General features: G+C 55.6%; 19 protein-coding genes. 18 read left to right on the top strand and 1 reads right to left on the bottom strand.

All coding sequences use genetic code 11. The annotated features are described in order from the left end of the window. Positions 1-70 precede the first annotated feature (70 nt). The 9 genes from NI40_RS05825 (at position 71) to rihA (ending at position 8,708) form a co-directional block, all read left to right on the top strand. Positions 71-1,117, top strand: a complete 1,047-nt coding sequence (locus NI40_RS05825) for a PhoH family protein (protein WP_008501053.1) — start codon at positions 71-73, stop codon at positions 1,115-1,117. After that, positions 1,114-1,581, top strand: a complete 468-nt coding sequence (gene ybeY / locus NI40_RS05820) for an rRNA maturation RNase YbeY (protein ID WP_008501052.1) — start codon at positions 1,114-1,116, stop codon at positions 1,579-1,581. Before NI40_RS05825 ends, ybeY begins: the two co-directional genes overlap by 4 nt. Before the next feature lie 89 nt (positions 1,582-1,670). Beyond that, a complete protein-coding gene (gene corC, locus NI40_RS05815; protein ID WP_021242574.1) occupies positions 1,671-2,549 on the top strand; it encodes a CNNM family magnesium/cobalt transport protein CorC in 879 nt (292 codons plus the stop codon). 5 nt (positions 2,550-2,554) lie between these two features. Beyond that, complete coding sequence (lnt, locus tag NI40_RS05810; RefSeq protein ID WP_039261266.1) at positions 2,555-4,093, top strand: apolipoprotein N-acyltransferase; 1,539 nt, start codon at positions 2,555-2,557, stop codon at positions 4,091-4,093. 352 nt (positions 4,094-4,445) lie between these two features. Then, positions 4,446-5,351: an amino acid ABC transporter substrate-binding protein gene (locus NI40_RS05805; RefSeq protein ID WP_008501049.1), complete on the top strand. Its 906-nt coding sequence runs from the start codon at positions 4,446-4,448 to the stop codon at positions 5,349-5,351. Positions 5,352-5,506: 155 nt separating this feature from the next. Further along, positions 5,507-6,247 (top strand): amino acid ABC transporter permease, encoded by a 741-nt coding sequence (locus NI40_RS05800; protein ID WP_023310756.1) that lies wholly within the window; start codon positions 5,507-5,509, stop codon positions 6,245-6,247. Continuing rightward, on the top strand, positions 6,247-6,921 hold the full coding sequence (gltK, locus tag NI40_RS05795; RefSeq protein WP_014883002.1) for a glutamate/aspartate ABC transporter permease GltK: 675 nt from the start codon (positions 6,247-6,249) through the stop codon (positions 6,919-6,921). The genes NI40_RS05800 and gltK overlap by 1 nt, the downstream gene beginning before the upstream one ends. After that, positions 6,921-7,646, top strand: a complete 726-nt coding sequence (locus NI40_RS05790) for an amino acid ABC transporter ATP-binding protein (protein WP_029740140.1) — start codon at positions 6,921-6,923, stop codon at positions 7,644-7,646. Before gltK ends, NI40_RS05790 begins: the two co-directional genes overlap by 1 nt. Before the next feature lie 120 nt (positions 7,647-7,766). Then, positions 7,767-8,708 (top strand): pyrimidine-specific ribonucleoside hydrolase RihA, encoded by a 942-nt coding sequence (gene rihA, locus NI40_RS05785; protein ID WP_039261262.1) that lies wholly within the window; start codon positions 7,767-7,769, stop codon positions 8,706-8,708. Positions 8,709-8,857: 149 nt separating this feature from the next. Here rihA and NI40_RS05780 read toward each other — a convergent pair whose 3' ends face one another. Next, entirely contained in the window at positions 8,858-9,340 is a 483-nt protein-coding gene (locus tag NI40_RS05780) for a zinc ribbon-containing protein (protein ID WP_032661386.1), read from the bottom strand. Positions 9,341-9,554: 214 nt separating this feature from the next. Between NI40_RS05780 and leuS the strand changes: the two genes are divergently transcribed. The 9 genes from leuS (at position 9,555) to rlpA (ending at position 19,642) form a co-directional block, all read left to right on the top strand. Continuing rightward, positions 9,555-12,137: a leucine--tRNA ligase gene (gene leuS, locus NI40_RS05775; RefSeq protein WP_033144930.1), complete on the top strand. Its 2,583-nt coding sequence runs from the start codon at positions 9,555-9,557 to the stop codon at positions 12,135-12,137. Positions 12,138-12,151: 14 nt separating this feature from the next. After that, complete coding sequence (gene lptE / locus NI40_RS05770) at positions 12,152-12,721, top strand: LPS assembly lipoprotein LptE (RefSeq protein WP_039261260.1); 570 nt, start codon at positions 12,152-12,154, stop codon at positions 12,719-12,721. After that, complete coding sequence (gene holA, locus NI40_RS05765) at positions 12,721-13,752, top strand: DNA polymerase III subunit delta (protein WP_039261258.1); 1,032 nt, start codon at positions 12,721-12,723, stop codon at positions 13,750-13,752. The genes lptE and holA overlap by 1 nt, the downstream gene beginning before the upstream one ends. Then, entirely contained in the window at positions 13,745-14,410 is a 666-nt protein-coding gene (gene nadD / locus NI40_RS05760; RefSeq protein WP_029740134.1) for a nicotinate-nucleotide adenylyltransferase, read from the top strand. Before holA ends, nadD begins: the two co-directional genes overlap by 8 nt. Positions 14,411-14,679: 269 nt before the next feature. Further along, a complete protein-coding gene (gene rsfS, locus NI40_RS05755; RefSeq protein WP_023334893.1) occupies positions 14,680-14,997 on the top strand; it encodes a ribosome silencing factor in 318 nt (105 codons plus the stop codon). Between the two features lie 3 nt (positions 14,998-15,000). After that, a complete protein-coding gene (gene rlmH / locus NI40_RS05750) occupies positions 15,001-15,468 on the top strand; it encodes a 23S rRNA (pseudouridine(1915)-N(3))-methyltransferase RlmH (RefSeq protein ID WP_023310748.1) in 468 nt (155 codons plus the stop codon). Positions 15,469-15,496: 28 nt separating this feature from the next. Beyond that, entirely contained in the window at positions 15,497-17,398 is a 1,902-nt protein-coding gene (mrdA, locus tag NI40_RS05745; RefSeq protein WP_032638848.1) for a peptidoglycan DD-transpeptidase MrdA, read from the top strand. 2 nt (positions 17,399-17,400) lie between these two features. Next, entirely contained in the window at positions 17,401-18,513 is a 1,113-nt protein-coding gene (mrdB, locus tag NI40_RS05740) for a peptidoglycan glycosyltransferase MrdB (RefSeq protein WP_023310746.1), read from the top strand. 16 nt (positions 18,514-18,529) lie between these two features. Beyond that, entirely contained in the window at positions 18,530-19,642 is a 1,113-nt protein-coding gene (gene rlpA / locus NI40_RS05735) for an endolytic peptidoglycan transglycosylase RlpA (protein WP_039261252.1), read from the top strand. The last annotated feature ends 130 nt before the right edge of the window (positions 19,643-19,772 follow it).

Raw genomic sequence — 19,772 nt, 5'->3', positions numbered from 1 at the left:
TAATTTCGGTAATGACCGTTTTATTACGTCCTATCGCAATGGGTCAGTTAACCAATTAAAGAGGAACAGTTTGAATATAGATACGCGTGAAATTAGCCTTGAGCCAGCAGACAACGCTCGCCTGCTGAGCCTGTGCGGGCCGTTTGATGACAACATCAAACAACTGGAGCGACGTCTGGGTATCGAAATCAATCGTCGCGATAATCATTTCAAACTTACCGGACGCCCTATCTGCGTCAACGCCGCTGCGGACATTCTGCGTAGCCTGTATGTGGATACATCACCCATGCGCGGCGAAATTCAGGATATCGAACCGGAACAAATTCACCTCGCCATTAAAGAGGCGCGCGTGCTTGAGCAGAGCGCGGAAAGCGTGCCGGACTACGGCAAGGCCATTAACATCAAGACCAAACGTGGCGTTATTAAGCCGCGTACGCCAAACCAGGCGCAGTACATCGCCAATATCCTCGACCACGACATCACCTTCGGGGTGGGCCCTGCGGGTACGGGTAAAACCTATCTGGCCGTTGCCGCTGCGGTAGATGCGCTGGAACGCCAGGAGATCCGTCGTATTCTGCTGACCCGTCCGGCCGTTGAAGCGGGCGAAAAGCTGGGCTTCCTGCCGGGCGATCTGAGCCAGAAGGTCGACCCGTATCTGCGCCCGTTATACGATGCGCTGTTCGAGATGCTCGGATTTGAGAAGGTTGAGAAGCTCATTGAGCGTAACGTTATCGAAGTGGCCCCGCTCGCCTACATGCGCGGTCGTACGCTGAACGATGCGTTCATTATTCTCGATGAGAGCCAGAACACCACCATCGAACAGATGAAGATGTTCCTGACGCGTATCGGCTTTAACTCGAAAGCGGTCATTACCGGTGACGTCACCCAGATCGACCTGCCGCGCAGCACCAAATCCGGCCTGCGCCACGCCATTGAGGTGCTGGCCGAGGTCGACGAAATCAGCTTTAACTTCTTCCACAGTGAAGACGTGGTACGCCACCCGGTGGTCGCGCGTATCGTTAACGCCTATGAAGCCTGGGAAGAGGCGGATCAGAAGCGTAAGGCCGAACTGGCCGCAGAACGTAAGCGCGAAGCGCAGGAGCAAGAACAGAAATGAGTCAGGTGATCCTCGATTTACAGCTGGCCTGTGAAGACAATTCCGGCATGCCAGATGAGGCACAGTTTCAGAAATGGCTGGATGCCGTTATTCCTCAGTTTCAGGAAGAATCAGAAGTCACGATTCGCCTGGTGGATGAAGCAGAAAGCCATGAGCTTAACCTGACCTATCGCGGGAAAGATAAGCCGACCAACGTGCTCTCTTTCCCGTTCGAAGCGCCTCCGGGCATTGAGATGCCGCTGCTGGGCGATCTGATCATCTGCCGTCAGGTGGTTGAACAGGAAGCCAAAGAGCAGCAAAAGCCGCTTGAGGCCCACTGGGCGCATATGGTGGTACACGGCAGCCTGCACCTGCTGGGCTACGATCACATTGAAGATGACGAAGCGGAAGAGATGGAGTCCCTCGAGACAGAGATAATGCTTGCTCTGGGCTATGAGGATCCGTACATTGCCGAGAAAGAATAGTCCGTCACCTGACGGACTCACATGCCGCCACGAAAGGACATCGCGTGGCGGTAAACGTTGAACTAACAAGAGAACCCTTAACAAACGCCATGAGCGACGACAATTCACACAGTAGCGACACGACAACCAGTAAAAAGGGATTTTTCTCCCTCATTCTGAACCAGCTTTTCCATGGCGAACCCAAAAACCGTGATGAACTGCTGGAGCTGATTCGTGATTCCGGGCAGAACGACCTTATCGACGAAGATACGCGCGAAATGCTCGAAGGGGTTATGGACATCGCCGACCAGCGCGTTCGCGATATCATGATCCCCCGCTCGCAGATGATCACCCTGAAACGTAACCAGACCCTGGACGAGTGCCTCGATGTGATCATCGAATCCGCCCACTCGCGTTTCCCGGTCATCAGCGAAGACAAAGATCACATCGAAGGGATTTTGATGGCCAAAGATCTGCTGCCGTTTATGCGCAGCGATGCCGAAGCCTTCAGCATGGAAAAAGTGTTACGCCAGGCCGTGGTTGTGCCGGAAAGTAAACGTGTGGATCGGATGCTGAAAGAGTTCCGCTCTCAGCGTTACCACATGGCGATTGTTATTGATGAGTTTGGTGGCGTTTCCGGTCTGGTCACGATCGAGGATATTCTTGAGCTGATCGTGGGCGAAATCGAAGACGAGTACGACGAAGAAGAAGATATCGACTTCCGTCAGCTTAGCCGCCACACCTGGACCGTACGCGCGCTGGCCTCGATTGAGGACTTTAACGACGCCTTCGGTACCCACTTCAGCGATGAAGAGGTCGATACCATTGGCGGGCTGGTGATGCAGGCCTTTGGCCACCTCCCGGCGCGCGGTGAGACCGTTGACATTGACGGTTACCAGTTCAAAGTGGCAATGGCCGACAGCCGACGTATTATACAGGTTCACGTCAGAACGCCGGACGACTCACCGGTGCCAAAACTGGAAGATTAATGTAAATGGCATTTGCCCCACTGCTTGAACGCCAGCGCATCCGTTTGCTGCTGGCGCTGTTACTCGGAGCCAGCGGTACGCTGGCTTTTTCTCCTTACGATATCTGGCCCGCCGCCATTCTCTCCCTGATGGGGCTTCAGGGCCTGACCCTGAATCGTCGTCCGGTACAGGCTGCGGCCATCGGTTACTTCTGGGGACTGGGGCTGTTTGGCTCAGGCATCAACTGGGTCTATGTCAGCATCGCCCAGTTTGGCGGTATGCCAGGCCCGGTCAACGTCTTCCTGGTGGTATTGCTCGCCGCGTATCTCTCGCTCTATACCGGTCTGTTCGCCGGCATCCTTTCTCGCCTGTGGCCAAAAACCACCTGGCTGCGCGTCGCCATTGCCGCGCCGGTGGTCTGGCAAATAACCGAGTTCCTGCGCGGCTGGGTGCTGACGGGCTTCCCGTGGCTACAGTTCGGCTACAGCCAGATTGACGGCCCCCTGAAGGGTCTGGCGCCGGTAATGGGCGTTGAGGCCATCAACTTCCTGCTGATGGTGGTCAGCGGTCTGCTGGTCCTGGCGCTGGTCCAGCGCTGCTGGAAACCCCTGGCTGTGGCGCTGGTGCTGTTTGCCCTGCCCTTCCCGCTGCGCTATATCCAGTGGTTCACGCCCGAGCCAGAGCGCGCCATGCAGGTGTCCATGGTGCAGGGGAATATTCCGCAGTCCATGAAGTGGGATGAGAAAGAACTGCTGAATACGCTGAAGATCTACGCCAACGCCACCGAAGAGGTGATGGGTAAATCCCAGCTGATTATCTGGCCGGAGTCTGCAATCCCCGATCTGGAAATTAACCAGCAGCCGTTCCTCAACATGATGAACGACCTGCTGCTGGCACGCGGCAGCACGCTGATCACCGGGATTGTCGATGCGCGTCTGAATCAGCAGAACCGCTACGACACCTACAACAGCATCATTACGCTCGGGAAAGATAGCGAGTACAGCTACCACTCCACTGACCGGTACAACAAGAACCACCTGGTGCCGTTTGGTGAATTTGTCCCGCTGGAGTCGATTCTGCGCCCGCTGGCCCCGTTCTTTGACCTGCCGATGTCCTCTTTCAGCCGCGGCCCGTACGTACAGCCTCAGCTGCACGCGCACGGCCTGGCCCTGACGGCGGCCATCTGCTACGAAATCATTCTCGGCGAGCAGGTACGCGATAACTTCCGCCCGGATACTGACTATCTGCTGACCATCTCCAACGACGCCTGGTTTGGTAAGTCAATCGGCCCGTGGCAGCACTTCCAGATGGCACGTATGCGCTCTCTGGAGCTGGCGCGTCCGCTGCTGCGCAGCACCAACAACGGCATCACGGCTGTGATTGGTCCGCAGGGCGAGATTCAGGCGATGATCCCGCAGTTTACCCGTGAGGTACTGACCACTAAAGTCACGCCAACCACGGGGCTGACGCCATACGCGCGCACCGGCAACTGGCCGCTGTGGATACTGACCGTGCTGTTCGGCTTTGGCGCGGTGCTGATGAGCCTGCGTCAGCGTCGGAAATAACCTTCCCTTCTGTTGCCGGGTGGCGTAGCCGCCACCCGACAATTTTCTCCAGACTCCCATTCTGGCACGCCTATTGCTTTGTTTATTCAGGTAAACGCAGTTTGGCTTAACGTGCAACTTTGTCGCACCAGCGTAGATCATCGGTAGCACCGAAACGGTGCAACGGGAGATATTTGCCTCTGAATGGTGCGGCGCGCTTCGCAAAAATAAACAATAACGCAGCAAAATCTTTACATTAAGCCAGACTAAATGTTAACAAGCTTGCATAACACTGCACTCGCACTGCGCGAGATATAACAACATCACAATGGGTATCAATGCGTCGCTGGCGCTGATAAAAAAGGAGTTGGGTATGCAATTACGTAAACTGGCCACAGCAATGCTGGTTATGGGAATGTCTGCAGGCGTGGTTCACGCTGAAGATGCTCCGGCAGCAGGCAGCACTCTCGACAAGATTGCCAAAAACGGCGTCATCGTGGTCGGCCACCGTGAATCTTCAGTCCCGTTCTCTTACTACGACAACACGCAAAAAGTCGTGGGCTATTCACAGGACTACTCCAACGCCATCGTTGAAGCTGTGAAGAAAAAGCTGAACAAACCTGACCTGCAGGTGAAGCTGATCCCAATCACTTCACAGAACCGTATTCCACTGCTGCAAAACGGCACCTTTGACTTCGAGTGTGGCTCCACCACCAACAACCTCGAGCGTCAGAAACAGGCTGCCTTCTCTGACACCATCTTTGTCGTGGGCACCCGTCTGCTGACGAAGAAAGGCGGTGAGATCAAAGACTTCGCTGACCTGAAAGGCAAAGCGGTTGTTGTGACCTCCGGTACCACGTCAGAAGTGCTGCTGCACAAGCTGAACGACGAGAAGAAAATGGATATGCGCATCATCAGCGCGAAAGACCATGGCGACTCCTTCCGTACCCTGGAAAGCGGTCGTGCCGTCGCGTTTATGATGGATGACGCCCTGCTGGCGGGCGAACGTGCGAAAGCGAAGAAACCAGACAACTGGGATATCGTTGGTACCGCGCAGTCCAAAGAAGCCTACGGCTGTATGCTGCGTAAAGACGATCCGCAGTTCAAAAAGCTGATCGATGACACCATCGCTCAGGTGCAGACCTCCGGCGAAGCGGAAAAATGGTTCGACAAATGGTTCAAGAACCCGATTCCACCAAAAAACCTGAACATGAATTTTGAACTGTCTGACGACATGAAAGCGCTGTTCAAATCTCCAAATGACAAGGCTCTTAACTAATTAGAACAACAGGGGCGGGATCTCCTGCCCTCTCGATTGTCGGGAAGCATGGACAGACTATACGTTGAGTGGTCGTTCCCCACTCAGCGCGAAAAATGAGCTTCTCACCAATCTTCGAGGGTAGCGCTGCTACCCTTTTTTTTCTGGAGTTTATTATGTCAATAGACTGGAACTGGGGCATATTCCTGCAACAAGCCCCGTTCGGCAACACCACCTATCTTGGCTGGCTGTGGAGCGGCTTTCAGGTTACCGTGGCACTATCGATAACGGCGTGGATTATCGCGTTTCTTGTCGGTTCTTTGTTCGGTATTCTGCGCACCGTCCCTAACCGTTTTCTTTCAACGCTTGGCACCCTGTATGTGGAACTGTTCCGTAACGTTCCGCTGATCGTGCAATTCTTTACCTGGTATCTGGTCATCCCGGAACTGCTGCCGGAAAATATTGGCATGTGGTTCAAGTCGGAGCTGGATCCGAACGTGCAGTTCTTTGTCTCCTCCATGATGTGTCTGGGGCTGTTTACCGCTGCGCGCGTTTGCGAGCAGGTGCGTGCCGCCATTCAGTCATTGCCGCGCGGACAAAAAAACGCGGGCCTGGCGATGGGCCTGACGCTGCCCCAAACCTACCGCTACGTGCTGCTGCCTAACGCCTACCGGGTTATCGTTCCACCGATGACCTCCGAGATGATGAACCTGGTGAAAAACTCGGCCATCGCCTCAACCATCGGCCTGGTGGATATGGCCGCGCAGGCGGGCAAGCTGCTGGATTATTCCGCTCACGCGTGGGAATCCTTCACCGCGATCACGCTCGCGTATGTTCTGATTAACGCTTTCATCATGCTGGTGATGAACCTGGTTGAACGCAAAATCCGCCTGCCGGGTAATCTGGGGGGCAAATAATGTACGAATTTGACTGGAGTTCTATCGTTCCATCCATGCCTTACCTGCTTGATGGCCTGGTGATTACCTTAAAAATCACCGTTATCGCCATCATCATTGGTATCGTCTGGGGCACCCTGCTGGCCGTCATGCGCCTGTCGAGCTTTAAGCCGCTCGCCTGGTTTGCGACCGCCTACGTTAACGTGTTCCGCTCCATCCCGCTGGTGATGGTGCTGCTGTGGTTTTACCTGATTGTGCCCGGCTTCCTGCAGAACGTGCTGGGGCTGTCGCCGAAAACCGATATCCGTCTGATCTCCGCCATGGTGGCGTTCTCAATGTTCGAGGCCGCTTACTACTCAGAGATTATCCGCGCGGGCATTCAGAGTATCTCCCGCGGGCAATCCAGCGCCGCGCTGGCGCTGGGAATGACGCACTGGCAGTCCATGCAGCTCATTATTCTGCCGCAGGCGTTTCGCGCCATGGTTCCGCTCCTGCTAACCCAGGGCATCGTGCTGTTCCAGGATACCTCGCTGGTCTACGTTCTGAGTCTGGCAGACTTCTTCCGTACCGCGTCAACCATCGGTGAACGTGATGGTACGCAGGTCGAGATGGTGCTCTTTGCGGGTGCGGTCTATTTTGTGATTAGTTTAAGCGCGTCGCTGTTGGTCAGCTGGCTGAAGAAAAGGACGGTATAATGATTTCCCTGAAAAATGTTTCTAAATGGTATGGGCACTTTCAGGTGCTGACCGACTGCTCCACCGAAGTCAAAAAAGGCGATGTAGTGGTGGTATGCGGGCCGTCCGGCTCCGGTAAATCGACGCTAATTAAAACCGTCAACGGACTGGAGCCGGTGCAGCAAGGTGAGATCGTTGTCAACGGCACCAGGGTCAACGACAAGAAAACCAACCTCGCTCAGCTTCGCTCTCACGTTGGCATGGTGTTCCAGCATTTTGAGCTGTTCCCTCACCTCTCCATTATTGAGAACCTGACGCTGGCGCAGGTAAAAGTGCTGAAGCGGGATAAAAAAGCGTCGCGCGAGAAAGGTCTGAAGCTCCTGGAACGCGTTGGGCTCTCGGCGCATGCCGATAAGTTCCCGGCACAGCTTTCTGGCGGCCAACAGCAGCGTGTGGCGATCGCCCGCGCGCTGTGTATGGATCCGGTGGCAATGCTGTTTGATGAGCCAACGTCGGCGCTCGATCCAGAGATGATCAATGAAGTGCTGGACGTAATGGTCGAGCTGGCGCACGAAGGGATGACCATGATGGTGGTGACCCACGAAATGGGCTTTGCCCGTAAAGTGGCCAACCGCGTGATCTTTATGGACGAAGGGAAAATTGTCGAAGACTCACCGAAAGAAGAGTTCTTCGCTAACCCGAAATCAGAGCGTGCGAAAGATTTCCTCGCGAAAATCCTGCACTAACCTTCCCGGTGCGCAATCTGCGGATTGCGCACTGCTTCACGCTTTCACTCAGTTCCTCTCGTCGGCGTCACATTGCAGCGTTAACCTTGTCACAAAATAACGCTACGTATGGAGAACGCTATGGCACAGCCTATTATTCTCGATTGCGATCCGGGTCATGACGACGCGATCGCGCTCGTCCTCGCTCTTGCCTCCCCTGAACTTGAGGTAAAAGCCGTCACCTCGTCCGCCGGAAACCAGACGCCGGACAAAACCCTGCGCAACGTGCTGCGCATGCTCACGCTGCTCAAACGCACCGACATTCCTGTCGCCGGCGGGGCCGTGAAGCCGCTGATGCGCGAGCTGATTATTGCCGACAACGTTCATGGTGAAAGCGGGCTGGACGGTCCGGCACTGCCGGAGCCGGGTTTCACGCCGCAAAACTGTACCGCCGTGGAGCTGATGGCGAAGGTTCTACGTGAGAGTGCAGAACCGGTAACGCTGGTGGCAACCGGACCGCAAACCAACGTTGCGCTGCTGCTGAACAGCCATCCTGAGCTGCATAATAAAATTGCCCGAATTGTGATTATGGGCGGGGCCATGGGGCTGGGGAACTGGACGCCTGCGGCGGAGTTCAACATCTTTGTCGACCCGGAAGCCGCGGAAATCGTCTTCCAGTCCGGCTTACCAATTGTAATGGCGGGGCTGGACGTTACCCACCGCGCGCAGATTATGGCGGACGATATTGAGCGATTCCGCTCCGTGGGTAATACGGTCGCGACAACCGTGGCCGAGCTGCTCGACTTCTTTATGGAGTATCACAAAGCAGAGAGATGGGGCTTCCACGGCGCGCCGCTGCATGACCCGTGCACCATTGCCTGGCTACTGAAGCCGGAGATGTTCACTACGGTGGACAGATGGGTTGGTGTTGAGACGCAGGGAAAATACACCCAGGGAATGACGGTGGTGGATTACTACTCGCTGACGGGGAATAAACCGAATACCACGGTGATGGTGGACATCGACCGCGAGGCGTTTGTGGATTTGCTGGCGGAGAGACTGGCTTACTATTGTGCGGTCTGATGCCCTCACCCCAACCCTCTCCCACGGGGAGAGGGGGCAAACACTAAAAACGGCAACGTGGTTGCCGTTTTGCTTTTACCATGTGCAGCCTGATGCCCTCACCCCACCCCTCTCCCACTGGGAGAGGGAGCAGAGAGTTTTGCTTTTATTTAGGGCTCAAACGGCCGACGCTGGAACTGATCGTGGCCGCATTTCGGACACAGAGGCAGGACATCCGGCGTATATACCGCAATATGATGGTGGCAATTCTCACATACCAGATTTCCCAAGCCGACCACCTCACCACTGTGATACACACCGTGATGGTTCAAATCCTGAAAGACCTCGCGCCACTCCAGCTGCGTTTTATCCGTGATGTCGGCCAGCTCTTGCCACAGGCTCTCTTTAATCACCCGCATAAAAACGCTGTCCGTGACCTCCTCCTGGCTCTCCTGGTAGCTGCGCGCGAACTCTTCCAGATCGCGACGCACGGCGCGCGTCACCTCTTCCACTTCGGTTCGCGTTAACTCACCCGTTTGCGTCACGCGGGCACGCGCTTGCTCAACCAGCGCGTCGATATCTCGCTCGCCGTTACGCAGCCGTTCCGTCAGTGTCGCCACCAGTTCGCGGTAAAATTGAGCAACCTTGTTCATCATTTTGCCTCCCGGGTAAGTAACTATTTCTAATAATAGACCTTATTTCATCGCCGCTTTGTCAGGTGAAGCACAGACCCGGTAAATTCCTGCAAAGCGCATTTGTGCGAAAGGCTGTTTTGACGCGGGCGTTTGGGCTATGCTATGCGGATCTGAATTACCACATCCATTGGCTACATTTGTAGCTGTATTGAAAACAGGACCACTGGCTGCCATGCAAGAGCAATACCGCCCGGAAGAGATAGAATCAAAAGTCCAGCAACACTGGGACGAGAAGCGCACCTTTGAAGTAACCGAAGACGAGAGCAAAGAGAAGTATTACTGCCTGTCGATGCTTCCCTATCCTTCTGGTCGACTACACATGGGCCATGTGCGTAACTACACCATCGGCGATGTGATTGCACGCTACCAGCGCATGCTGGGTAAAAACGTTCTGCAGCCTATCGGCTGGGATGCGTTCGGTCTGCCTGCGGAAGGCGCGGCGGTCAAAAACAACACCGCACCGGCGCCGTGGACGTACGACAACATCGCGTACATGAAAAACCAGCTCAAAATGCTGGGCTTTGGCTATGACTGGAGCCGCGAGCTGGCAACCTGTACCCCGGAATACTATCGCTGGGAGCAGAAGTTCTTCACCGAGCTGTATAAAAAAGGCCTGGTATATAAGAAGACCTCTGCCGTTAACTGGTGTCCGAACGACCAGACCGTTCTCGCGAACGAACAGGTTATCGACGGCTGCTGCTGGCGCTGTGACACCAAAGTTGAGCGTAAAGAGATCCCACAGTGGTTTATCAAAATCACCGCTTACGCTGATGAGCTGCTGAACGATCTGGATAACCTCGACCACTGGCCAGATACCGTTAAGACCATGCAGCGCAACTGGATCGGCCGTTCTGAAGGCGTGGAGATTACCTTCAACGTTGAGAACTATGACCAGACCCTGACTGTCTACACCACCCGCCCGGACACCTTCATGGGCGCGACCTACCTGGCCGTAGCCGCAGGTCACCCGCTGGCGCAGAAAGCGGCAGAGAACAACCCGGAGCTGGCCACCTTCATCGACGAGTGCCGCAACACCAAAGTGGCCGAAGCCGACATGGCGACGATGGAGAAAAAAGGCGTCGCGACAGGCTTCTATGCGAAGCATCCGCTGACTGGCGAAGCGATCCCTGTCTGGGCAGCGAACTTCGTGCTGATGGAGTACGGTACAGGCGCGGTAATGGCCGTTCCGGGACACGATCAGCGCGACTACGAGTTTGCCACCAAATACAGCCTGCCGATTAAAGCCGTTATTCTGGCCGCAGATGGTTCTGAACCCGATCTGTCCGAACAAGCGCTGACCGAAAAAGGCACTCTGTTCAACTCTGGTGAATTCAGCGGCCTGAGCTTCGAAGAGGGCTTCAACGCCATCGCCGATAAGCTGGCCTCTCTGGGCGTGGGCGAGCGTAAAGTTAACTTCCGTCTGCGCGACTGGGGCGTGTCCCGTCAGCGTTACTGGGGCGCGCCAATCCCAATGGTGACGCTGGAAGATGGCACCGTGATGCCAACGCCGGAAGATCAGCTCCCGGTGATCCTGCCGGAAGACGTGGTCATGGACGGTATCACCAGCCCGATCAAAGCCGATCCTGAGTGGGCAAAAACCACCGTCAACGGTCAGCCTGCGCTGCGTGAAACCGACACCTTTGACACCTTTATGGAGTCATCCTGGTACTATGCGCGCTACACCTGCCCGCAGTATCAGGACGGTATGCTCGATTCCGATGCGGCAAACTACTGGCTGCCGGTTGATATCTATATCGGCGGCATCGAACACGCCATCATGCACCTGCTCTACTTCCGCTTCTTCCACAAACTGATGCGCGATGCAGGCATGGTGAACTCTGACGAACCAGCAAAACAGCTGCTGTGTCAGGGCATGGTACTGGCAGATGCGTTCTATTACGTCGGTGCCAACGGCGAGCGTAACTGGGTTTCTCCGGTTGATGCGATCGTCGAGCGCGACGAGAAGGGCCGTATCGTTAAGGCGAAAGACGCCGAAGGTCATGAACTGGTCTATACCGGCATGAGCAAGATGTCCAAGTCGAAAAACAACGGCATCGATCCGCAGGTGATGGTTGAGCGTTACGGTGCGGACACCGTGCGTCTGTTCATGATGTTTGCCTCTCCGGCGGACATGACTCTGGAATGGCAGGAGTCCGGCGTGGAAGGCGCGAACCGCTTCCTGAAACGCGTCTGGAAACTGGTTTACGAACACACTGCACTGGGCGATGCCCCGGCGCTGAACGCCGCCGCACTGACTGAAGATCAGCAGGCGCTGCGTCGCGATGTTCATAAAACGATTGCGAAAGTGACCGATGATATTGGTCGTCGTCAGACCTTCAATACCGCAATTGCGGCTATTATGGAACTGATGAACAAGCTGGCGAAAGCCCCGCAGGACGGTGAGCAGGATCGTGCCTTAATGCGTGAAGCGCTGCTGGCCGTCGTTCGCATGCTGAACCCGTTCACTCCGCACGTCAGCTTCACCCTGTGGCAGGAGCTGAAAGGCGAAGGCGATATTGACAACGCGCCGTGGCCGCAGGCTGACGAAGCCGCAATGGTGGAAAACACGACGCTGGTTGTGGTCCAGGTAAACGGCAAAGTCCGCGGTAAAATTACCGTGGCGGTCGATGCAACCGAAGAACAGGTTCGCGAGCGCGCGGGCCAGGAACCTCTGGTCGCAAAATATCTTGAGGGCGTTACCGTACGTAAAGTGATCTACGTACCGGGTAAACTGCTCAATCTGGTCGTTGGCTAAGCGCGGGAGGAAACGTGCGACAACTGGCAACAATACTCTTATCACTGGCGGTGCTTGTCACCGCCGGCTGTGGCTGGCACCTGCGCAATACCACGGCGGTGCCTGCTGAGATGAAAACGATGATTTTCGACTCATCGGATCCGAATGGTCCACTCAGCCGGGCAGTTCGTAATCAGCTGCGTCTGAACGGCGTTGAGCTTGTTGAGAAACAAACGCTGCGCCAGGATGTACCGTCTCTGCGTATCATCGGAGGAGGTCTGTCGAGAGATACGGCCTCTATCTTCCAGGACGGTCGTACAGCTGAATATCAGATGGTGCTGACGGTCAACGCAGCGGTCCTGATCCCGGGTAAAGACATCTATCCGATCAGCACGAAAGTGTTCCGTTCGTTCTTCGATAACCCGCAGACGGCATTGGCAAAAGATGCCGAACAGCAGATTATCATCAACGAAATGTACGACAAGGCGGCGGAACAGCTGATCCGTAAACTGCCAGGTATTGCAGCGTCTACCCGACAAGGCTCTGACATTGTTGAAAAACCGGTTGCTGGCACGCTTCCTGCTGCTAACTCTCTGGGTAAATGATGATCAGGCTGTATCCTGAACAACTCCGCGCGCAGCTCAAAGAAGGGCTGCGCGCGGCGTATCTGCTTCTTGGAAACGATCCGTTATTGCTTCAGGAAAGTCTGGATGCCGTGCGGCATGAAGCCGCCTCTCAGGGCTTCGATGAACACCACACCGTCCAGCTGGATAACAACACCGACTGGAATGCCCTCTTCTCACTCTGTCAGGCGATGAGCCTTTTTGCGTCGCGCCAGACTATTCAGATCCTGCTGCCGGAGAACGGCCCTAACGCGGCCATCAATGAACAGCTGGCGACGCTGGTCAGCCTGCTTCACAGCGATCTGCTGCTGATTGTACGCGGCAACAAGCTCACCAAAGCGCAGGAAAATGCGGCGTGGTTCACCCAACTCGCAGCCCGCGCGGTACAGGTTACCTGTCAGACGCCTGAACAGGCGCATCTGCCAAAATGGGTGGCAGCGAGAGCGAAGCAGAACAACCTTCAGCTGGATGATGCGGCGAACCAACTGCTCTGCTACTGCTATGAAGGTAACCTGCTGGCCCTGGCGCAGGCGCTGGACAGACTCTCCCTGCTCTGGCCGGATGGCAAGCTGACCTTGCCGCGCGTCGAGCAGGCCGTTAACGACGCGGCACACTTCACGCCGTTCCACTGGGTGGACGCGCTGCTGTCGGCGAAAAGCAAACGCGCCCTGCATATTCTGCAACAGCTGCGTCTCGAAGGGAGCGAACCGGTTATTCTGCTGCGTACGCTGCAGCGCGAATTATTGCTGCTGATTACGCTCAAGCGTCAGTCTGCCCATACGCCGCTGCGTTCGCTGTTTGATAAACACCGCGTGTGGCAAAATCGCCGGGCTTTGATCACCGAAGCCGTCAACCGCCTGAGTCATGAACAGCTTCGTCAGGCTGTGCAGCTTCTGATGCGCGCTGAGCTCACGTTAAAACAAGATTATGGCCAGTCGGTCTGGGCGGAGCTGGAAAGCCTTTCTCTGCTGCTCTGCCACAAGGCGCTGGCAGACGTTTTTATTGATGGATAGCATGCATTCTTTACAGGCCTTATATGGCGGCACCTTCGACCCGGTACATTACGGGCATCTGAAGCCGGTTGAAATTCTGGCGAATCTGATCGGCCTTCAGCGCGTCACCATCATGCCCAACAATGTCCCGCCCCATCGTCCACAGCCCGAGGCGACCAGCGAGCAGCGAAAAGAGATGCTTGCCCTTGCCATCGCAGATAAACCGCTATTCCGACTTGACGAGCGTGAGCTGCGTCGCGACACGCCCTCCTGGACGTCTCAGACGCTTCAGGAGTGGCGCGCCGAACAAGGACCAGACCAGCCGCTGGCTTTTATCATCGGCCAGGATTCTCTGCTGAATTTCCCTACGTGGCATCAGTATGAAACCATCCTGGAGAACAGCCACCTGCTCGTCTGCCGCCGTCCCGGCTATCCGCTGACCATGCGCGAAGAGCAGTACCAGCAGTGGCTGGAAGACCACCTCACCGATAATGTTGAAGATCTTCACAACCAGCCTGCCGGGAAGATCTATCTGGCGGAAACGCCGTGGTTTGATATCTCTGCAACCCTCATTCGCGAGCGTTTACAGCAGGGTTTAGCGTGTGACGATCTGCTGCCGACCCCGGTGCTGGCCTATATCCATGCGCACGGTTTGTATCAGAAAAGCGCAGATGAATAGCCGGAGAGCATAAAAAGCGGCTTATTGTTTATCCTGCCTTGACAGGGTAAGCCATACTGTTATTCTCCGCTGCCAGACTTTCCCGCCGATCATTGCTTTACAGAAATTGTTTTACAAAAATGGCAATGCAATCTCAGGCGGAGGGTGGGATGATACCCGCCTTCAAAAGCCCGGCCGGAGACATTTGTCCCGACGCAGGCGTGAGTTCAGGTATACTGTCTGGCTACGAATTCAAAGTTTTACAATCTCATTCACCCCAGGGGGAAAACTTGCAGGGTAAAGCACTCCAGGATTTTGTTATTGACAAAATTGATGACCTGAAAGGTCAGGACATCATCGCTATCGACGTTAAGGGTAAATCCAGTATTACCGACTGCATGATCATCTGCACCGGTACATCGACGCGTCATGTTGTTTCAATTGCCGATCACGTGGTTCAGGAATCGCGTGCAGCAGGGCTGTTGCCGCTGGGTGTTGAAGGTGAAGCGACGGCTGACTGGGTGGTAGTCGACCTCGGCGATGTGATTGTCCACGTCATGCAGGACGAGAGCCGTCGCCTGTATGAGCTGGAAAAACTCTGGGGTTAATGCGTGAAGTTACAGCTGGTCGCCGTCGGCACCAAAATGCCGGACTGGGTACAAACCGGTTTTACTGAATATTTGCGTCGTTTTCCAAAAGACATGCCGTTCGAACTGGTGGAAATTCCCGCCGGGAAGCGCGGCAAGAACGCTGATATCAAACGCATTCTCGATAAAGAGGGCGAACTGATGCTGGCTGCCGCAGGCAAAAACCGCATCGTCACCCTCGATATTCCAGGTAAACCCTGGGATACGCCGCAGCTGGCGCAAGAACTGGAGCGCTGGAAGCAGGATGGTCGTGACGTCAGTCTGTTGATTGGCGGACCAGAAGGGTTATCCCCTGCCTGCAAAGCAGCGGCTGAACAAAGTTGGTCCCTCTCCGCGCTGACGCTTCCCCACCCGCTCGTTCGGGTACTGGTGGCAGAAAGCCTGTATCGCGCGTGGAGCATTACTACCAACCACCCCTATCACCGCGAGTAATGACTGACCAGGGTAGATTAAGCAGCGGATGAAACTACAGAATTCTTTTCGCGACTATACGGCTGAGTCCGCGCTGTTTGTGCGCCGGGCGCTGGTCGCCTTTACCGGGATTTTGCTGCTTACCGGCGTGCTGATCGCCAACCTCTATAATCTGCAAATTGTCCGCTTTACCGATTACCAGACGCGTTCAAACGAAAACCGCATTAAGCTGGTGCCTATCGCACCCAGCCGCGGCATTATTTACGATCGTAACGGCACCCCGCTGGCGTTGAACCGCACCATCTATCAAATCGAGATGATGCCGGAAAAAGTCGATAATGTTCAGGATACGCTGGAAGCGCTGAAAAGCGTTGTCGACCTTAACGATGACGATATCGCGGCGTTCAAAAAAGAGCGCGCCCGCTCTCACCGCTTCACCTCGATTCCGGTTAAAACCAATCTTACGGAAGTCCAGGTGGCCCGCTTTGCGGTGAATCAGTACCGTTTCCCCGGCGTGGAAGTGAAGGGATATAAGCGTCGCTACTATCCCTACGGCTCCGCGCTGACGCATGTGATTGGCTACGTTTCCAAGATTAACGACAAAGACGTCGACCGCCTTGATAAAGACGGCAAGCTGGCCAACTACGCTGCTACGCACGATATCGGTAAGCTGGGGATCGAACGTTACTACGAAGACGTTCTGCACGGGCAAACCGGCTATGAAGAGGTTGAGGTTAACAACCGTGGACGCGTGATCCGCCAGCTGAAAGAAGTGCCGCCTCAGGCGGGGCATGACGTCTATCTGACGCTCGACCTCAAACTTCAGCAGTATATCGAAACCCTGCTGGCGGGTAGCCGTGCAGCCGTTGTGGTCACCGATCCTCGTACCGGCGGCATCCTGGCAATGGTCTCCATGCCTAGCTATGACCCGAACCTCTTTGTTGACGGCATTTCCAGTAAAGACTATTCCGGTCTGCTGAATGACCCGAACACGCCGCTGGTGAACCGCGCGACGCAAGGGGTTTACCCGCCGGCATCCACGGTTAAACCGTACGTGGCGGTCTCTGCGCTGAGTGCCGGCGTCATCAACCGTAATACCAGCCTGTTTGACCCGGGCTGGTGGCAGCTGCCGGGTTCAGATAAGCGCTATCGTGACTGGAAAAAATGGGGCCACGGTCATCTCAACGTCACCAAATCGCTGGAAGAATCTGCGGATACCTTCTTCTATCAGGTGGCGTATGACATGGGTATCGATCGCCTGTCAGAGTGGATGAGCAAATTCGGCTACGGGCATTACACCGGCGTGGACCTTTCAGAAGAACGTTCTGGCAACATGCCAACGCGTGAATGGAAGCTGAAGCGCTTTAAAAAACCGTGGTATCAGGGTGACACCATTCCGGTGGGTATCGGTCAGGGCTACTGGACGGCAACGCCGCTTCAGATGAACAAAGCCATGATGATCCTCATCAATGACGGCGTGGTAAAAGTGCCGCATCTGCTACAGAGCACGGTTGAAGACGGCAAAAAAGTACCGTGGAACCAGCCGCACGAGGCCCCGGTGGGTGACATCCATTCCGGCTTCTGGGAAATTGCGAAAGACGGTATGTACGGCGTGGCAAACCGCCCGAACGGTACCGCGCATAAGTACTTCGCCGGTACGCCGTACAAAGTGGCCGCGAAATCCGGTACTGCGCAGGTGTTTGGTCTGAAAGCCAACGAAACCTATAACGCGCACCGCATTGCTGAACGTCTGCGTGACCATAAGCTGATGACGGCGTTTGCCCCTTATGATAACCCGCAGGTCGCGGTGGCGATGATTCTGGAGAACGGCGGTGCCGGACCAGCAGTAGGGACCATCATGCGCCAGATCCTTGACCACATTATGCTGGGTGATAACAACACCGAACTGCCGGCTGAAAACCCGGCCGCCGCTGCGGCGGAGGACCAATAATCATGACGGATAATCCAAATAAAAAATCGCTGTGGGATAAAATCCACATCGACCCAGCCATGCTGCTGATCCTGCTGGCTCTGCTGGTATACAGCGCCCTGGTTATCTGGAGCGCCAGCGGCCAGGACATCGGCATGATGGAGCGCAAAATCGGCCAGATCGCCATGGGTCTGATCATCATGGTGGTGATGGCGCAAATCCCGCCGCGCGTCTACGAAGGCTGGGCGCCCTATCTTTACATCTTCTGTATTATTTTGCTGGTTGCGGTAGATGCGTTTGGCGCAATTTCAAAAGGGGCGCAGCGCTGGCTGGATCTGGGCGTTGTCCGCTTCCAGCCCTCGGAAATTGCCAAAATCGCCGTTCCATTGATGGTGGCACGCTTTATCAACCGCGACGTCTGTCCGCCGTCTCTGAAAAACACCGCCATCGCGCTGGTGCTGATTTTTCTGCCGACGCTGCTGGTTGCGGCGCAGCCTGACCTTGGCACCTCAATTCTTATCGCCCTTTCCGGCCTGTTTGTCCTTTTCCTGTCGGGACTGAGCTGGCGCCTGATTGGTATCGCGGTGGTGCTGATTGCAGCGTTCATTCCTATCCTCTGGTTCTTCCTGATGCATGATTACCAGCGCCAGCGCGTCATGATGCTGCTCGATCCGGAAACCGATCCGCTGGGCGCGGGCTATCATATTATTCAGTCCAAGATTGCGATTGGCTCCGGCGGCCTGCGCGGTAAAGGCTGGCTGCACGGCACGCAGTCACAGCTGGAATTTTTACCGGAACGCCACACCGACTTTATCTTCGCCGTACTGGCGGAAGAGCTGGGGCTGGTTGGCATCTTAATATTGCTGGCGCTGTACGTACTGCTGATCATGCGGGGATTGTGGATTGCAGCACGCGCACAAACCACCTTTGGTCGCGTCATGGCTGGCGGGTTGATGCTGATTTTATTCGTTTATGTCTTCGTAAATATTGGTATGGTGAGTGGTATTCTGCCGGTGGTAGGCGTACCGCTGCCGCTGGTGAGTTACGGAGGCTCGGCACTTATCGTGTTGATGGCCGGGTTTGGTATCGTGATGTCGATCCATACCCACAGAAAAATGTTGTCAAAAAGCGTATAAAAATAAGGGGATCGGAATGCGTAAGCAGTGGCTCGGGATCTGCATCGCGGCAAGTTTACTTGCGGCCTGCACAAGTGATGATGGTCAGCAACAGGCAACCGTCGCGCCGCCGCAGCCTGCGGTGTGTAATGGCCCGATCGTTGAAATCAGCGGTGCCGATCCCGTTTATGAACCGCTGAATGCCAGTGCCAATCAGGATTACCAGCGCGACGGCAAAAGCTATAAAATTGTTCAGGATCCTTCCCGTTTCAGTCAGGCGGGCTTTGCCGCCATCTATGATGCCGAGCCAGGCAGTAACCTGACGGCTTCCGGGGAAGCGTTCGACCCAATGCAGCTGACGGCAGCACACCCGACGCTGCCGATCCCGAGCTACGCCCGTATCACCAACCTGGCGAATGGCCGTATGATCGTCGTGCGTATCAACGACCGTGGTCCTTACGGGAATGACCGGGTGATTTCCCTCTCGCGCGCGTCTGCCGATCGCCTGAACACCTCAAACAACACTAAAGTCCGTATTGACCCGATTATCGTCGCACAGGATGGTTCGCTCTCCGGGCCGGGTACCGCGTGTACGACGGTGGCAAAACAGACCTATGCCCTTCCTGACCGCCCAAATCTTGACGGCGGAATGGGAAGCGTCTCGTCTCCGGCAGAGCCTGCTCAGCCGGGGGGAGAAATACGCCCGATCAGCAATGACACGCTGCAAAGCGAGGATTCTACCGGCGCGCCGGTAAAGAGTAGCGGCTTTCTTGGCGCACCGACGACCTTAGCCTCGGGCGTGCTGGAAGGCAGTGAGCCGACTCCAGCCCCTGCTCCCGTTGCGGCACCAGTAACCCAGCCGGCTCCCGTAACGGCGCCAGCGGCCACGCAAAGTGCGGCGGTGACGGCTCCAGCAGCGGCAAGCGGCAGCTATGTGGTTCAGGTAGGCGCAGTAAGCGATCAGGCCCGGGCCAGGCAGTATCAACAGCGTCTGAGCCAGCAGTTTGGCGTACCGGGACGCGTTGAGCAGAACGGCGCGGTCTGGCGCATTCAGATGGGGCCGTTTGCCAGCAAATCGCAGGCCGCGTCCCTGCAGCAGCGTCTGCAGAATGAAGCTCAACTTCAGTCATTTATCGCTGTTGCGAAATAATTAACCGGCGGTATCCGAATTGTCAGTTAGTGTAAAACACATTCACAAACTCATGCTTAAAGTCGGATGCCTGCCTGAATAGCATTTGCTATAGTAAGGCACTTTTTTTAATTCCATCACGGATGTCGTA

It is taken from the genome of Enterobacter sp. E20, assembly GCF_000801755.2.
GTDB classification, from domain to species: Bacteria; Pseudomonadota; Gammaproteobacteria; order Enterobacterales; family Enterobacteriaceae; genus Enterobacter; species Enterobacter asburiae_B.
This window is presented reverse-complemented; position numbering and strand designations above follow the sequence as displayed.

Excerpts from the sequence above, each read along its gene's own strand:
- ybeY (WP_008501052.1), top strand. The coding sequence starts at position 1,114 with ATGAGTCAGGTGATCCTCGATTTACAGCTGGCCTGTGAAGACAATTCC.
- corC (WP_021242574.1), top strand. The coding sequence starts at position 1,671 with ATGAGCGACGACAATTCACACAGTAGCGACACGACAACCAGTAAAAAG.
- lnt (WP_039261266.1), top strand. The coding sequence starts at position 2,555 with ATGGCATTTGCCCCACTGCTTGAACGCCAGCGCATCCGTTTGCTGCTG.
- NI40_RS05805 (WP_008501049.1), top strand. The coding sequence starts at position 4,446 with ATGCAATTACGTAAACTGGCCACAGCAATGCTGGTTATGGGAATGTCT.
- NI40_RS05800 (WP_023310756.1), top strand. The coding sequence starts at position 5,507 with ATGTCAATAGACTGGAACTGGGGCATATTCCTGCAACAAGCCCCGTTC.
- gltK (WP_014883002.1), top strand. The coding sequence starts at position 6,247 with ATGTACGAATTTGACTGGAGTTCTATCGTTCCATCCATGCCTTACCTG.
- NI40_RS05790 (WP_029740140.1), top strand. The coding sequence starts at position 6,921 with ATGATTTCCCTGAAAAATGTTTCTAAATGGTATGGGCACTTTCAGGTG.
- rihA (WP_039261262.1), top strand. The coding sequence starts at position 7,767 with ATGGCACAGCCTATTATTCTCGATTGCGATCCGGGTCATGACGACGCG.
- NI40_RS05780 (WP_032661386.1), bottom strand. The coding sequence starts at position 9,340 with ATGAACAAGGTTGCTCAATTTTACCGCGAACTGGTGGCGACACTGACG.
- leuS (WP_033144930.1), top strand. The coding sequence starts at position 9,555 with ATGCAAGAGCAATACCGCCCGGAAGAGATAGAATCAAAAGTCCAGCAA.
- holA (WP_039261258.1), top strand. The coding sequence starts at position 12,721 with ATGATCAGGCTGTATCCTGAACAACTCCGCGCGCAGCTCAAAGAAGGG.
- nadD (WP_029740134.1), top strand. The coding sequence starts at position 13,745 with ATGGATAGCATGCATTCTTTACAGGCCTTATATGGCGGCACCTTCGAC.
- mrdA (WP_032638848.1), top strand. The coding sequence starts at position 15,497 with ATGAAACTACAGAATTCTTTTCGCGACTATACGGCTGAGTCCGCGCTG.
- mrdB (WP_023310746.1), top strand. The coding sequence starts at position 17,401 with ATGACGGATAATCCAAATAAAAAATCGCTGTGGGATAAAATCCACATC.
- rlpA (WP_039261252.1), top strand. The coding sequence starts at position 18,530 with ATGCGTAAGCAGTGGCTCGGGATCTGCATCGCGGCAAGTTTACTTGCG.